Here is a 15,132-nt window from a genome sequence, read left to right on the forward strand (position 1 = left end):
TCGCCCACTTAGGTGCCCTCCACCGGGCTGGAGGCGATACCAGCGGACGGCTCGCGTGAACCTAGCCGGGCCGATGCACCCGCCCGCACCTAACTCAGGACTGGCGGCGACGCTCCGCGTCAACACGCAAGTCAGCTTGGCGTGGCGCAGAATCTCCTCCGCTAAGTCTTGCCTCACCCGGCCACGCGCTCAGCGCTGCCCCTGACATTCCTACGCGGGGCAGAATCTGCAGAACCCAGACTTCGCCCAGCCCCGGTCACTCACGGGCAGATGTCCTCAGCCGGCCGCCCGCGAGCCGCCCACAGTGGTCGCCTCCAACGCCCCCGAAGCGACACAAGCGGGCAACTCGCGCGTGGTGTGGTGAGCGCGTCAGCGCGCCGCGTCAGCGCGCCGCGTCAGCGCGCCGCGTCAGCGCGCCGCGTCAGCGCGCCGCGTACGCTGCGCCGAGCTCCTCGGCCACGAGGAACGCGAGCTCGAGCGACTGCATGTGGTTCAGCCGAGGGTCGCACAGCGACTCATACCGGGTGGCCAGGGTGGCCTCGTCGATCTGCTCGGAGCCGCCGAGGCACTCCGTCACGTCGTCGCCCGTGAGCTCGATGTGGATGCCACCGGGATGCGTTCCGGCGGCCCGGTGTGACTCGAAGAAGCCCTTGACCTCGTCGACGACGTCATCGAACCGGCGGGTCTTGTACCCTGTCGGCGTCGTCATGCCGTTGCCGTGCATCGGGTCGGAGACCCACAGCGGGGTCGCGTCGAAGCTCTTGATCGCCTCGAGCAGTGGCGGCAGGGCATCCCGCACCTTGCCAGCGCCCATGCGCGCGATGAAGGTCAGACGCCCCGGCTCGCGGTCGGGATCGAGCTTGTCGATGAGGCGTTCCATGTCGTCCGGGGACGTCGACGGACCGAGCTTCACGCCGATCGGGTTGCGCACTCGGGAGAAGTAGTCGACGTGGGCGCCGTCGAGGTCGCGAGTGCGCTCACCGATCCAGAGGAAGTGTGCCGACGTGTTGACGGGCTCTCCCGTGCGGGAATCGATGCGGGTCATCGGGCGCTCGTAGTCCATCAGCAGGCCCTCGTGCGCGGTGAAGAACTCGACCCGCTTGAGCTCATCGAAGTCGGCCCCCGCCGCCTCCATGAACTTGATGGCGCGGTCGATATCGCGGGCCATCAGCTCGTAACGTGCGTTCGCTGGGTTGCGGGCGAAGCCCTGGTTCCAGCTGTGCACCTGGCGCAGGTCGGCGAAGCCGCCCTGCGTGAAGGCGCGTACGAGATTCAGCGTCGATGCCGCGGTGTGGTAGCCCTTCACGAGGCGGCGGGGGTCGGCCTGGCGGGACTCCGGCGTGAAGTCGTAGCCGTTGACGATGTCGCCGCGGTAGGCCGGAAGGGTCACGTCGCCGCGGGTCTCGTTGTTGCTCGACCTGGGCTTGGCGAACTGGCCTGCCATGCGGCCCATCTTGATGACCGGCGTGGATGCGCCGTAGGTCAGCACGACCGCCATCTGCAGGATCGTCTTGACCCGGTTGCGGATCTGCTCGGCCGTCGCGCCCGCGAAGGTCTCGGCGCAGTCGCCGCCCTGCAGCACGAACGCCTTTCCGGAAGCGGCGCTCGCGAGCCGGGCGCGGAGGATATCGACCTCGCCGGCGAAGACGAGGGGAGGAAGGGTCGCGATCTCGGCGGATGCTGCACCGACGGCGTCGGCATCGGGCCATTCCGGCTGCTGCTTGATGGGGAGGGTCCGCCAGTAGTCGAGGCCGGCCACCACGGTGGGATCGGGGAGAACGACTGTGTCTTCGGTCGGATGAACCACGTGAATTCCTCATTGCTGCTGTCAACGCGAGGCGACTTACCCGCGAGAGTGCCGAAGCACCCCATCTACCCTATTGGCTCAGCGGGAGAGTGACGCGCGCTTCTCCTTGACCGACGTCGCGTACACGTCGAGATACTCCTGGCCGCTGAGCCGTGACAGCTCGTACATGATCTCGTCGGTGATGGAGCGGAGGATGAAGCGGTCGCCTTCCATGCCGTGGAAGCGCGAGAAGTCGAGCGGCTCTCCGATGACCATGCCGATCCGGCGCACCTTGGGCAGTCGCTTGCCGATCGGCATGACCTTCTCGGTGTCGATCATCGCCACGGGGATGACGGGCACGTTGCCCTCGAGGATCATCCGCGCAACGCCCGTGCGGCCCCGGTACAGCTTGGCGTCGGGGCTTCGCGTGCCCTCGGGGTAGATGCCCAGCACTTCGCCGCGCTCGAGCACTCCGAGCCCGGTCTGCAGCGATGCCTCGGATGCTTTGCCTCCCGAGCGGTCGATGGGCAGCATCCCCGCCGACTTCATGAATGTCTTCGTGATCCAACCTTTGAAGCCCGTGCCGGTGTAGTAGTCGCTCTTGGCGAGGAAGCTCACCTGACGGTCGATGAGGAGCGGGAGGAACACGGAGTCGATGAAAGACAGGTGGTTGCTCGCGAGGATGACACCCCCCGTCTTCGGGATGTGCTCGTGACCGGTGACCCAGGGTCGGAACGCGGTGCGCAGGATCGGACCGACGATCAGGTTCTTCATGAACCAGTAGAACATTCGACCTGCCTTCGTTGGACCGTGCCAGCATAACCCGCGCCATAGGAACGGACGCCCCGCTTGCGCCTCACTCGTGTCGGCTCAGCGCAAGCCGAGGTGGACGCGCGCGAGGTCGGCCGCACCGACGACACCGGCATCGTTCACGAGTTCGGCGATCACGAACTCCGGTTCCGGGTGGTAGCCGCGTGCCGGGAGGTGTGCCACGTACGCCTCGCGCACCGGGTCGAGCAGGAGGTCCCCCGCAACCGACACCCCGCCGCCGAACACGAACAACTGCGGATCGAGCACCGCGCTGAGCGAGGCGCAGGCCTGGCCGAGCCAGTGACCGAGCTCGCGCAGGGCGGCCAGTGCACCGGGATCATTCTCGACAAGGAGAGCGCTGACGTCGTGACCGGACAATTTCCCGTTCTGGTCCCGCACTCGAGCGAGGGCTTGCCCGATCCCCCCGACGTCGGCGATAGCATTCGCCATGCGCAGGAGGGCGCGCCCGGAGCCGTACTGCTCGATGCAGCCCCGCGCCCCGCACCCGCAGGGTAGCCCGTCCGGCACAACCCGCATGTGGCCGAGCTCAGCCCCGGCACCGAAGCCTCCGCGGAATAGCTGGTCGCGCGTCACAATGGCCCCGCCGACACCAGTCCCGATCGTGAGCATCGTCATGTCGCTGACCAGGCGGCCCGCGCCGAAGCGGAACTCGGCCCACCCCGCGGCGTTGGCGTCGTTGTCGATCGTGATGTCGAGGTCGAGTCGTTCAACGAGCCGGTCACGCAGCGGCTCGCCGCGCCACGGGATGTTGGGCGTGTAGTACACGGTGGACTGCGCGGCGTCGATGAACCCCGGCGCCGCAACCCCCGCCGCGCCGATGTCGCGACCCGCGGCGAGCGATTCGATCATCGCGACGACGGCGTCGACGATGGCATCCGAGTCCCCCGCCTCGGTCGCGACGCGCTCCTCCGCGACGATCTCGCCGAGTTCGGTCACCACGGCACCCGCGATCTTCGTTCCGCCAATGTCAATCCCGATCGCGTCCACGCGTGTCACCTCTCTTGAGCGCTCCGGCTCGATTGCTGAGCCTCCACCACAGCCGGGCAGCGCCACCTAGAGTTTAGGGATTGGCACGCCACTCGCTGAGACAACTATCCGAAGAATGTATCCGGTAGACTAATTGTCACTTGCCCCGTCGGTGCCAAAGGAGTTGCCGTGAAGACCTACGACGTACCCGCACTAGTTCCAGCAGACCCGGACGCCAACGCGACAGATCTGCTGGTGGACAGGGTTCGAGACACCCCTGATCTGCCGATCTTCGCGCTCCCCGCCCCCGGCGGCACGTGGACCGATGTCACCGCCGCGGAGTTCCACCGGCAGGTTGTCGCCCTGGCCAAGGGGCTCGTCGCATCCGGTGTTCAGCCGGGCGACAAGATCGGCCTGATGTGCAAGACCCGCTACGAGTGGACCCTCATCGACTTCGCGACCTGGTTCGCCGGCGCGCTGCTCGTCCCCGTCTACGAGACGTCGGCCCCCAGTCAGCTCCTGTGGTATCTGAGCGACTCCGGCGCCACCAGCATGATCACCGAGACCCCGGATCATTTCGCCCGGTTCGACGAGATCCGGGCCGACCTCCCGCTCGTCTCCCGCGTCTGGCAGATCGACCTCGGCGACCTCGACAAGCTCGTCGCGAAGGGCGTCGATGTTCCTGATGAGGAGATCGAGCGACGCCGGCAGATCGCCACGGGGTCGGATGTCGCGACGCTCATCTACACCTCCGGCACTACGGGGCGGCCGAAGGGCTGCATCCTCACCCACTCGAACTTCGTGGAACTCTGCCGCAACGCGCAGAAGGCGGTGCCCGAGGTCGTTCACCCCGGTTCCACCACGTTGCTGTTCATCACCACGGCTCACATCTTCGCCCGGTACATCTCGCTTCTCTGCGTGCACGGCGGGGTGAAGGTCGGCCACCAGCCCGACACCAAGCAACTCCTCCCCTCGCTTGCCACTTTCAAGCCGACGTTCCTGCTCGCGGTTCCCCGCGTGTTCGAGAAGGTCTACAACTCCTCGCAGCAGAAAGCAGAGGCCGGCGGAAAGGGCAAGATCTTCCGCGCCGCCGCCGATGTCGCCGTTGAGCACTCGAAGGCGTTGGATGCCGGGAGCGTGCCACTCGGACTCAAGGTCAAGTTCGCGCTCTTCGACCGGCTCGTCTACTCGAAGATCCGCGCCGCGATGGGCGGCAACGTGCAGTACGCCGTGTCCGGATCCGCTCCCCTGGGTCTGCGCCTCGGACACTTCTACCGCAGCCTCGGCATTACGATCCTTGAGGGCTACGGCCTCACCGAGACCACGGCTCCCGTGTCGATCAACCGGGTCGACGGGTTCAAGATCGGCAAGGTCGGCCCGCCCCTTCCCGGCGTCTCCGTTCGCATCACCGACGAGGGTGAGATCCAGGCGAAAGGCGTGAACATCTTCGCCGGCTACTGGAAGAACGACGAGGCGACAACCAGTGTCTTCGACGATGGTTGGTTCAGGACGGGCGACATCGGCGAAATCGACGAGGACGGCTACCTGCAGATCACCGGGCGCAAGAAGGAGATCATCGTGACCGCGGGTGGCAAGAACGTCGCCCCCGCCGCGCTCGAAGACCCCATTCGGGCGAACCCGATCATCAGCCAGGTCATCGTCGTCGGCGAGCAGAAGCCATTCATCGCCGCGCTCATCACCCTCGACGAGGAGATGCTCCCGGTTTGGCTGAAAAACAACGACGAAGACGGCAGCCAGCCAGTCGCCGCGGCCGCGAAGAACCCGAAGGTGCTCGCCGAGATCCAGCGCGCCGTCGATGCGGCGAACGCCAACGTCTCCCGCGCGGAGTCGATCCGCAAGTTCACCGTGCTCGAGCACGACCTAACCGAGGCGAGCGGCTACCTCACCCCGAAGCTCAGCATCAAACGGGACCTCATCGTCAAGGACTACACGCCCGTTATTGAGGAAATGTACGCGGGACATCCCGCGACAGAGGGAACCTCACTGGTCGGCTGAGCGCCGCCCGGACCCTCGAACCAACCCGGATCCGCGAGCCAGCTGGGCTAGAACCAGCTGGGCTAGAACCAGTCTGATTCGCGGATCTGGCGCATCGCCTCGCGCCTGGTCTCCTTGTCGAGCCCATCGACATACAGCTTGCCGTCGAGGTGGTCCGCCTCGTGCTGCAACGCCTGTGCCATGAGCCCCTCACCCTGGAGCTCGATGACGTTGCCGTCGAGGTCGATTCCCTCCACGCGTGCGAACGGGTAGCGCAGCCGCGGGAAGAAGAAGCCCGGCACGGAGAGGCAGCCCTCCTCGACCAGTTCCAGCTCTCCGCGCGTTTCCACCACGACGGGGTTGATGATGTAGCCGACCTCGCCGTCAACGTTGTAGCTGAATGCCCGGAGGTTCACGCCGATCTGGCACGCGGCAACCCCGGCGCGCCCCGGGACCTTGACACTGTCGAGAAGATCGTCGATGAGCCCGCGCACAGCGCGGTCGCCAGGCTTGACCGGGTCGGACACGGTCTTGAGCACCGGATCACCGAAGATCCGGATCTGTCGTTCAGCCATCCGCGGCGTCAGTCCGCTCGACGCTGGGGAAGGCCATCCACGACAAGGGCGGCAAGCTCCCTCGCGGCGCTCGTGGTGAGGGGTTTGAGGTCCTTATAGTTGACGACTGAGCCCGCGGCGAGCTGCGGGTCATACGGAATCCGCACGATCTCGCGAACCCGCGAACGGAAGTGCGCTTCGATCTCGTCGAGATTCACGAGGTTCGTGCCCTGGGTCGCCGTGTTCAGAGCGACCACGGCGTTGCGGACCAGATCGCCGTACCCGTTCGCCTCGAGCCAGGTGAGGGTCTCGGATGCGAGCCTGGCCTCGTCGACACTGCCGCCGGAGACGATGACCACGGAGTCGGCGCGCTGCAACGTCGCGCGCATGACCGAGTGCACGATTCCAGTGCCGCAGTCGGTGAGCGCGATCGAGTAGAAGCGGGCGCACAGGTCGGCGACGACGTTGTAGTCGTCCTCGTCGAAGGCTTCGGAGAGCAGCGGATCGGTGTCGGATGCAAGGATGTCGAGCCGCGTCTCGTCCCTGGAGACCAGGTGGGTGAAATCGCTGAATGTTGAGACGGACGCCGCCTTGGTGACAACGTCGCGCACCGTCGACCTGGTCTGCTTGTTTACCCGCTCCGAGAGCGTCCCCCGGTCGGGGTTCGCGTCGATGGCGATAATGCGGTCCTCGCGAACATCGGCCAGCGCCATCCCGAGCAGCGTCGTCACCGTCGTCTTGCCCACACCCCCTTTACGCGTGAGCACCGGCACAAACCGCGTTCCCCCGTCGAATTCCTTGTGGATGCGCGCGTCGATATCCTTGCGGTACCGGGCGGCAGCGGAGTCCCCGAGGTTGACGGCGCCGAAGGTGACCGTGTGGACGAACGACGGCCAGCGACCCTCGGGCGGGACGCCCTTGCGACTCCCGCCGAGCAGCCTCTCGGCCGTGAGCATAGCGGCGGGCTCGGGGCCGGTGGCGACATCGCCGCGCACCTGCCCACGTCGCGTGTAGAGGCCCTCCGGCTGCCCGGCCCCGACCGCGTCGACGGGCTGCGGGAGGAGCGGCACAGACATCGTTGCCGACGTTATCGCGACCTCGCCCGGATTCACGGCAATCTCATCGATCGCGACCGCGATCTCGTCGTCCGGCATCGAGTGCACGGGTGCGGGCAGCGACACGTCAATCGTGAGGATCTCTGGCACGCCGTCGGCGAGGTCACTGCCGCCGTCGGCGAGGTCGTTGCCGCCGTCACCGAGTTCGCCGGCCAGCTCATCGCCGGCCATCTCGTCGCCGGCACGCTCGTCGTTCTCCGGCGCGTCGTCGAAGACGCGCCCACCGTCGTCATGCTGAGTTCTGTCAGTCACAGCGCATCACCTTTCGAAAAAAACCGGACGTGTCAGTGTACCCGCGGCCTGCGTAGCGAGGGGCTCGCCGTTCAGCGAGCTCAGGATGCCGTGATCTCGACCAACAGGTCGCCGACGTCGACCTGTTGCGTCTGCGGGATGGCGAGCCTCGTGACGGTGCCGGACACGGTCGCCGTGATCGCGGCCTCCATCTTCATCGCCTCGATCGATGCGACTGCGTGGCCCGCCTCGACGACATCCCCCTCGGCGACCTGCAGCGTCACCACGCCTGAGAAGGGGGCCGCAACCTGCCCGGGCTTCGCTGGGTCGGCCTTCTCGGCCGCCTTCCTCTCGACCCGGATGCCGCGGTCGCGCACGAAGACCGGGCGAAGCTGGCCGTTGAGAGTCGTCATCACCGTGCGCATTCCCCTGTCGTCGGCGTCGCCGATGGCCTCGAGCCCGACGAACAGGCTGACGCCGCGGCTCATCTCGACGACGTGCTCCTGCCCCTGGCGGAGACCGTACAGGTAGTCGGCGGTGTCGATCGATGACAGGTCGCCGTACTCCTCGCGGATCTGTTCGAATGCTTTCGCCGGCGCGGGGAACAGCAGGCGGTTGAGGGCTGCGCGACGGCCTGTGCTGTCGCCGGCGAGCGTGTCACGGTCTTCGGCGCTGATCTCGGTGATCCCGATCTTGACCGAGCGGCCCGCGAGGACCTTGCTGCGGAAGGGCTCCGGCCATCCGCCCGGAAGGTCACCCAGCTCCCCGGCCATAAAGCCGATCACCGAATCGGGGATGTCGTACTTGTCAGGGTTCTGCTCGAAGTCGTCCGGGTCGGCCCCCGCCGCCGCGAGAGCGAGCGCCAGGTCGCCGACGACCTTCGATGAGGGGGTCACCTTCGGCGGGCGCCCAAGCATCCGGTTCGCGGCTGCGTACAGGTCTTCGACCTTCTCGAACTGGTCTGCAAGGCCGAGGGCGATCGCCTGCTGACGCAGGTTCGACAGCTGACCGCCCGGGATCTCATGGCGGTAGACGCGGCCGGTGGGTCCGGCGAGGCCCGATTCGAACGGCTTGTAAACGTGGCGCACGGCCTCCCAGTAGGGCTCGAGGTCGGAGACGGCGTCGAGCGAGAGTCCTGTGTCTCGCTCGGTATGCGCGAGGGCCGCGACGAGGGCGGATGCCGATGGCTGGCTGGTGGTGCCCGCCATCGGTGCACTCGCGACGTCCACAGCATCCGCGCCGGCACGGCTGGCTGCCAGGAGGGTGGCCAGCTGGCCGCCTGCGGTGTCGTGGGTGTGCACATGCACCGGAAGGTCGAACCGCGCACGCAACGCGGTGACGAGCTTCTCAGCGGCTCCCGCGCGGAGCAGTCCGGCCATGTCCTTGATCGCGATGATGTGGGCACCTGCCTCGACGATCTGTTCGGCGAGGGCGAGGTAGTAGTCAAGGGTGTACAGCTTCTCGGCCGGGTCGAGCAGGTCGCCGGTATAGCAGAGGCCGACCTCGGCCACGGCGTGCCCGGTCGCCAGCACCGACTCGATCGCGGGCCGCATCTGCGAGACGTCGTTGAGCGCGTCGAAGATGCGGAAGATGTCGACGCCGGTCGACGCCGCCTCCCGCACGAACGCGTCGGTCACCTCGGTCGGGTACGGGGTGTAGCCGACGGTGTTGCGTCCGCGGAGCAGCATCTGGATGGCGATGTTGGGCAGGGCCTCGCGCATCGACCCGAGGCGCTCCCAGGGGTCCTCGCCGAGGAAGCGGAGCGCGACGTCGTAGGTCGCGCCTCCCCACGCCTCGATCGAGAGCAGCTGCGGGGTGAGACGGGCGACGTGCGGGAGGACAGCGGTGAGGTCGCGCGTGCGCACCCTCGTCGCGAGGAGGGACTGGTGCGCGTCACGGAAGGTCGTGTCGGTCACCGCGAGTGCCGTCTGGGCGCGCAGCGCCGCGGCGAACCCGGTCGGCCCGAGCTCGAGCAGCCGCTGCCTGGACCCGGCGGGAGGCTCGACCGTGAGGTCAACCGCTGGCAGCTTGAGGGCGGGGTTGATGGTTCCGGCGCCGTCGCCGTTCGGCTGGTTGACGGTGACGTCGGCAAGCCAGCTGAGGATCTTGGTTCCGCGGTCTTTCGACTGGTTCGAATGGACCAGACCGGGGCGCTCGTCGATGAACGAGGTACTGAGGTCACCGGCGTTGAAAGCCGGGTCGTCGAGCACCGCCTGCAGGAACGGGATGTTGGTGGCCACACCGCGAATGCGGAATTCGGCGAGCCCGCGTCGGGCGCGCGCGATCGCCGCGGGGAAGTCACGCCCGCGGCAGGTCATCTTGACGAGCATCGAGTCGAAGTGGGGGCTGATCTGGGTGCCGGGGTTGATGGTTCCACCATCGAGGCGGATGCCGCCGCCGCCGGGCGACCGGTAGGTGGTGAGCTTGCCGGTGTCTGGACGGAATCCCGCGGTGGGATCCTCGGTGGTGATCCGGCACTGCAACGCCGCCCCGCGCAGGCGCAGCTGGTCCTGCTTGAGGCCGAGCTCGCGCAGAGACTGGCCGAACGCGATGCGCATCTGCGTCTGGACGAGGTCGACGTCGGTGACCTCCTCTGTGACGGTGTGCTCGACCTGGATGCGGGGGTTCATCTCGATGAAGACGTGCTGGCCCTTGCGCTCCCCCGCGGTGTCGAGGAGGAACTCGACCGTGCCGGCGTTGACGTAGCCGATCGACTTCGCAAACGCGATCGCGTCGCGGTACATCGCCTGACGGGTGTCCTCGTCGAGGTTGGGCGCCGGGGCGATCTCGACGACCTTCTGGTGGCGCCGCTGCACGGAACAGTCGCGCTCGAAGAGATGCACCGTGTCGCCAGTCGAGTCGGCGAGGATCTGCACCTCGATGTGCCGCGGCCGCACGACGGCCTGCTCGAGGAACATCGTCGGGTCGCCGAAGGCGCTGTCCGCCTCACGCATCGCCTCGACCAGTGCCGCCTTCAGGTCGGCCTTCGTCTCGACCCGCCGCATCCCGCGCCCGCCGCCGCCTGCCACGGCCTTGGCGAAGATCGGGAAGCCGATCGCGTCGGCACCGGCGAGCAGCTCGTCGAGGTCGCGCGACGCGGGAGTGGACTTCAGAACCGGAACGCCCGCGGCGATCGCGTGCTCCTTCGCGGTGACCTTGTTACCGGCCATCTCGAGCACCTTCTGGCCCGGCCCGATGAACGTGATCCCTGCGGCCGCGGCCGCCTCGGCGAGCTCAGGGTTCTCCGAAAGAAAACCGTAGCCGGGGTAGATGGCGTCCGCGCCGCATTCGACCGCCACACGCACGATCTCGGCCACGTCGAGGTAGGCGCGCACGGGATGCCCTCGCTCCCCGATCTGGTACGCCTCGTCGGCCTTGAGGCGATGAAGGGAGTTTCGATCCTCATAGGGGAACACCGCGACGGTCGTAGCACCCAATTCGAACGCTGCACGAAAGGCGCGAATGGCGATTTCGCCACGGTTTGCTACCAGGATCTTTGTGAACATCAGGCCCCTTACAGATTCGTCCCCATCGATAATCGACGTTTAGGTGCTTTCAGACTAGTGAAGGTATCGTTTCGTGTTGTGCATGTACTCAGCGTGAGCTCCCTCAAGGGAGGAGTGGGAAAGACCACCGTGACCCTCGGGCTCGCCTCCGCAGCCTTTGCCAAGGGGCTCCGCACGCTCGTCGTGGACCTCGATCCACAGTCGGATGTGTCGACCGGAATGGACATCAACGTCGCCGGTCACCTCAACGTGGCCGATGTTCTCTCCTCGCCGAAGGAGAAGATCGTGCGGTCGGCGATCGCTCCGAGCGGGTGGACGCGCGGCCGGCCGGGCAAGATCGACGTCATGATCGGAAGCCCGTCGTCGATCAACTTCGATGGACCGCATCCGAGCATTCGCGAAATCTGGAAGCTCGAGGAGGCACTCGCCAACGTCGAGTCCGACTACGACCTCGTGCTCATCGACTGCCCGCCGTCGCTCAACGCTCTGACCCGCACCGCCTGGGCCGCGAGCGACCGCGTCGCGGTCGTGACCGAGCCGGGGCTGTTCTCGGTTGCCGCCGCCGATCGGGCTCTGCGCGCCATCGAGGAGATTCGGCGTGGCCTCTCCCCCAGGCTCCAGCCGCTCGGCATCATCGTGAATCGTGCGCGAGTGCAGTCCCTCGAGCACCAGTTCCGGATCAAGGAACTCCGCGACATGTTCGGCCCGCTCGTACTGAGCCCGCAGCTGCCGGAGCGCACGTCGCTGCAGCAGGCACAGGGCGCGGCCAAGCCGCTGCACATGTGGCCGGGCGAGAGCGCACAGGAGATGGCACTCAACTTCGATCAGCTGCTGCTGCGCGTGATGCGCACCGCGAAAATGGAAGACCCGGCCGGAGTCGCTGCCTCGTAACTGCTGCGGGTGAGTAGCGCCGCTCAGCTGGCGCGGTGGGCTCGGCGTGCGGCGAGTTCGTCGGTGGCTTCGGGCTGCTGAGCATCGAGCTCGACGAGCGTGTGCTCGACCTCGCGAAGTACCTTGCCGACCGCGATGCCGAAGACGCCCTGGCCACGGCTGACGAGGTCGATGACCTCATCGTCGGAGGTGCACAGGTACACGCTCGCGCCGTCGCTCATGAGCGTCGTCTGGGCAAGGTCCCTCACGCCGGCCTCGCGCAGCTGGTTCACGGCCGTGCGGATTTGCTGCAGGGAGATTCCGGTGTCGAGGAGGCGCTTGACGAGCTTGAGCACAAGGATGTCGCGAAAACCGTAGAGGCGCTGAGAACCGGAGCCGGCTGCGCCGCGCACGGTGGGCTCGACGAGCTCGGTGCGCGCCCAGTAGTCGAGCTGGCGGTAGCTGATGCCCGCCGCACGGGCGGCGACTGCCCCACGGTAGCCGGAGCTCGCGTCGAGATCGGGAAGGCCGTCCGTGAACAGGAGTCCGAGATCGTAGCGAGAATTTTCGCTCCGGCTGCTGACTTCACTCATGCGATTGCCTTCTGCCCTTCGGCATGATTGCGACGTGCTGTGCTGGTCGGGTTGCCAGCAGATTCCACGCTACCGAGCGCCACCCGGTCGGGCAACGACATTCGATGAAAACCCTCGGCGTGTCGACCGACGGGCTCATCCAGTCTAGCGATCGAGACGACCGAGGGCGGAGCGAATGAGACTCGAACGCACGATCTCGAGCTGTCCCGCGATCTCGCGTGCCAGTTCCAACGCCTTTGCTCGGCTGGACGCATCTTTGCGGCGGGTGACCGGCATGAGCGCGTTCTCGATCAGCCCGAGCTCACGCTCCGCGGCCGCTCGAAAGGTGCGCAGGTGCCGTGGCTCTATGCCCGACTTCTGCAGCTCGACGAGCGACCTGAGTACGGCCACCACGTCATCTCCGTAGAACTCGGCTGGCACGATGAGCGATGACGACACCGCGTCGTTGAGTAGCTGGGGTGTTGCCCCGGCCTCGCGGACAAGTGCATCGCGGCCGAGACGCCGCTGGGTCGAGAGCATCGATGGCGCTGTAACTGCCCCACCGGGCAGTTCGGGCTCGCGACCGGCGTCCAGATCGTCGAGATAGCCCTTGATGACCTTGAGCGGCAGGTAGTGTTCGCGCTGCATCGTGAGCACGAACCGGAGCCTGTCGAGATCGGACGGCGAGAACTTGCGATAGCCCGACTCGGTGCGCGCCGGGCAGATGAGCTTGCGTTCCTCGAGGAAGCGGAGCTTCGACGGGGTGAGGTCGGGAAAGTCGACCGTCAATCGTGCGAGCACCTGCCCAATGCTCAGCAGCGTAGTCGGGCCAGGCACTCGAGCCTGGCCAGCGGGTAGCGGCACTACGTGCTCGCCAGGTGGGCCAGATCGACGCGGGACGCGTAGAAGGTCAGCCGGAACTTGCCGATCTGCACCTCCGCGCCGTCCTGAAGTACTGCGGAGTCGATGCGCACGCCATCGAGGTAGGAACCGTTCAGCGAGCCGAGGTCCCTGATTTCAAAGGACGTCCCGTGGCGTAGGAATTCCGTGTGGCGACGCGACACGGTGACGTCGTCGAGAAAGATGTCGGCGTTGGAGTGCCGACCGACCGTCGTGACGTCCGAGTCGAGAAGGAATCGAGCCCCGGTATTGGGGCCCCTGCGCACGACAAGGAGCGCCGACCCGGAGGGAAGCGCTGCGATGGCCTCCTGCTCCTCGGCCGAGACCTCGCCGCCGAGAGCGGCGAGCTGCGCCGCAAACTCGTTCGTGAAGTGCATCGTCGTGTCTGTCTCGCGAGGCGCGTTCTCGTCAGCCTCATCATTGTGCTCCAAATGGGCCACCGTGAACCTCCCTAGGCCCCCAGCGTATCTGATGCGGAGGGCTCGTTTGGCAGCGGGATTCGCACGACGCGAATGGTTTCGCGTAAGTAAATGATTCCGGCCCACCAATAGAGGAAGGCACCCCAGATCGCGAATGCCCACCCGATCGGATCGGTGACGAAGCCGACGGCGGGAAACGCCTGACCGATCATGATGATCGGCAACGCGTAGAAGAGGCAGAATGTCGCCACCTTGCCGAGGTGGTGCACGGGAAGCGGACCATACCGATGGTTCGCGAGGATTACCCCGAGGACGAGCAGCACGACATCCCGGCCCAGGATCGCGAGCACAAGCCACCACGGAACGATCTGTTGGATGGCAAGCCCGATGAGTGTGGCGAAGATGAAGAGCCGGTCCGCCGCGGGATCGAGCAGCTGCCCGAGCCTGGAGATCTGGTTGAACCGCCTGGCAATGACCCCATCGAGGAAGTCGGTGACGCTCGAAATCACCAGTGTGACGAGGGCGAGCACGTAGTCGCCGCTGATCAGGAGCACGAGGAACACCGGAACGAGGGCGAGCCGCACAAAACTCAGGCAGTTCGGGAGTGTGAATACCCGGGAACTGACTTCGGTTCGGTTTACTTCATCCACGGGGCGAGTCTACCGAGCGTGGCAACCCCGTGCCCCGCTCAATCGGCCCTCCTATGATCAACCCGAAACCGACCGGAAGTTGCTCATGTTGTTTCTCGATCGACCGGATGCCGGGCGGCGGCTGGCGGCGCGCCTGACCGATTTCGCGGGGCGAGACACCGTGGTGCTCGGCCTGCCCCGCGGCGGCGTCCCCGTTGCCCTCGAAGTTGCTCGAGCCCTCGACGCGCCACTCGATGTCGTCGTCGTCCGCAAGCTCGGCTCCCCCCGAAATCCGGAATACGCGCTCGGCGCGATCGGCGCGGGCGGAGTGCGCGTCGTGGACAGGGGCGCGATGCGGGCGCTCGGCGTCACGGACCACGACCTCGAGGTCATCGAGGCGGGCGAGCGTGCGGAGCTCGAGCGGCGCACGGTGCGCTTCCGCGCCGACCGTGCTGCGCTTGACCTAGCCGGAAAGACGGCGATCGTCGTCGACGACGGGATCGCGACCGGGTCGACTGCACGGGCCGCCTGCCTCATCGTGCGGGAGATGGGCGCGCGCCGCATCGTGCTCGCCGTTCCGGTGGCGCCGCGCGACTGGATCGCGAGGATCGGCGATGCGGCCGACGAATTCGTGTGCCTCGAGACCCCGGCCCACTTCTTCGCCGTCGGGCAGTGGTATGCCGACTTCACCCAGACGACCGACGAGGAGGTCTCGGCCGCCCTCGCCGCCAGGCGCGTCACCTGACAGGCCGGATGCT

General features: G+C 66.7%; 13 protein-coding genes. 3 read left to right on the forward strand and 10 right to left on the reverse strand.

What is annotated here, in order from left to right:
• Nucleotides 1–421: 421 nt before the first annotated feature.
• From BHD05_RS11710 to BHD05_RS11720, 3 genes are all read right to left on the reverse strand, one after another.
• Nucleotides 422–1,807, reverse strand: coding sequence for a class II 3-deoxy-7-phosphoheptulonate synthase (locus BHD05_RS11710; protein WP_161886591.1), 1,386 nt, complete (start codon nt 1,805–1,807; stop codon nt 422–424).
• Nucleotides 1,808–1,885: 78 nt separating this feature from the next.
• Nucleotides 1,886–2,575, reverse strand: coding sequence for a lysophospholipid acyltransferase family protein (locus tag BHD05_RS11715; protein ID WP_161886592.1), 690 nt, complete (start codon nt 2,573–2,575; stop codon nt 1,886–1,888).
• A gap of 81 nt (nt 2,576–2,656) precedes the next feature.
• Nucleotides 2,657–3,604, reverse strand: coding sequence for an ROK family glucokinase (locus tag BHD05_RS11720; RefSeq protein ID WP_161886593.1), 948 nt, complete (start codon nt 3,602–3,604; stop codon nt 2,657–2,659).
• Nucleotides 3,605–3,772: 168 nt separating this feature from the next.
• Between BHD05_RS11720 and BHD05_RS11725 the strand changes: the two genes are divergently transcribed.
• Nucleotides 3,773–5,599, forward strand: coding sequence for an AMP-dependent synthetase/ligase (locus tag BHD05_RS11725; protein ID WP_161886594.1), 1,827 nt, complete (start codon nt 3,773–3,775; stop codon nt 5,597–5,599).
• Nucleotides 5,600–5,661: 62 nt separating this feature from the next.
• Here the strand turns inward: BHD05_RS11725 and BHD05_RS11730 are convergent, their stop codons facing one another.
• The 3 genes from BHD05_RS11730 to BHD05_RS11740 all read right to left on the reverse strand — a co-directional run bounded on the left by BHD05_RS11730 (nt 5,662) and on the right by BHD05_RS11740 (nt 10,984).
• Nucleotides 5,662–6,153, reverse strand: a complete 492-nt coding sequence (locus BHD05_RS11730) for a peptide deformylase (protein WP_161886595.1) — start codon at nt 6,151–6,153, stop codon at nt 5,662–5,664.
• An 8-nt stretch (nt 6,154–6,161) separates the two neighbouring features.
• The gene (locus tag BHD05_RS11735; RefSeq protein WP_236966521.1) at nt 6,162–7,499 is read right to left on the reverse strand and encodes a MinD/ParA family ATP-binding protein; all 1,338 of its coding nucleotides are present in this window, start codon (nt 7,497–7,499) and stop codon (nt 6,162–6,164) included.
• Nucleotides 7,500–7,579: 80 nt separating this feature from the next.
• On the reverse strand, nt 7,580–10,984 hold the full coding sequence (locus tag BHD05_RS11740; protein ID WP_161886596.1) for a pyruvate carboxylase: 3,405 nt from the start codon (nt 10,982–10,984) through the stop codon (nt 7,580–7,582).
• Between the two features lie 78 nt (nt 10,985–11,062).
• Between BHD05_RS11740 and BHD05_RS11745 the strand changes: the two genes are divergently transcribed.
• Nucleotides 11,063–11,875 (forward strand): ParA family protein, encoded by an 813-nt coding sequence (locus tag BHD05_RS11745; protein WP_161886597.1) that lies wholly within the window; start codon nt 11,063–11,065, stop codon nt 11,873–11,875.
• Between the two features lie 23 nt (nt 11,876–11,898).
• Here BHD05_RS11745 and BHD05_RS11750 read toward each other — a convergent pair whose 3' ends face one another.
• The 4 genes from BHD05_RS11750 to BHD05_RS11765 form a co-directional block, all read right to left on the reverse strand.
• The gene (locus BHD05_RS11750) at nt 11,899–12,447 is read right to left on the reverse strand and encodes a MerR family transcriptional regulator (protein ID WP_161886598.1); all 549 of its coding nucleotides are present in this window, start codon (nt 12,445–12,447) and stop codon (nt 11,899–11,901) included.
• A 144-nt stretch (nt 12,448–12,591) separates the two neighbouring features.
• Nucleotides 12,592–13,263: a transcriptional regulator FtsR gene (ftsR, locus tag BHD05_RS11755; protein ID WP_236966522.1), complete on the reverse strand. Its 672-nt coding sequence runs from the start codon at nt 13,261–13,263 to the stop codon at nt 12,592–12,594.
• Nucleotides 13,264–13,289: 26 nt separating this feature from the next.
• A complete protein-coding gene (locus tag BHD05_RS11760; RefSeq protein ID WP_161887511.1) occupies nt 13,290–13,703 on the reverse strand; it encodes an FHA domain-containing protein in 414 nt (137 codons plus the stop codon).
• 74 nt (nt 13,704–13,777) lie between these two features.
• On the reverse strand, nt 13,778–14,395 hold the full coding sequence (locus BHD05_RS11765) for a CDP-alcohol phosphatidyltransferase family protein (protein ID WP_161886600.1): 618 nt from the start codon (nt 14,393–14,395) through the stop codon (nt 13,778–13,780).
• A gap of 85 nt (nt 14,396–14,480) precedes the next feature.
• Here BHD05_RS11765 and BHD05_RS11770 point away from each other — a divergent pair, with 85 nt between their 5' ends.
• Nucleotides 14,481–15,119, forward strand: coding sequence for a phosphoribosyltransferase (locus BHD05_RS11770; protein WP_161886601.1), 639 nt, complete (start codon nt 14,481–14,483; stop codon nt 15,117–15,119).
• The last annotated feature ends 13 nt before the right edge of the window (nt 15,120–15,132 follow it).

Source organism: Marisediminicola antarctica, assembly GCF_009930795.1.
In the GTDB taxonomy this organism is placed as follows: domain Bacteria; phylum Actinomycetota; class Actinomycetes; order Actinomycetales; family Microbacteriaceae; genus Marisediminicola; species Marisediminicola antarctica.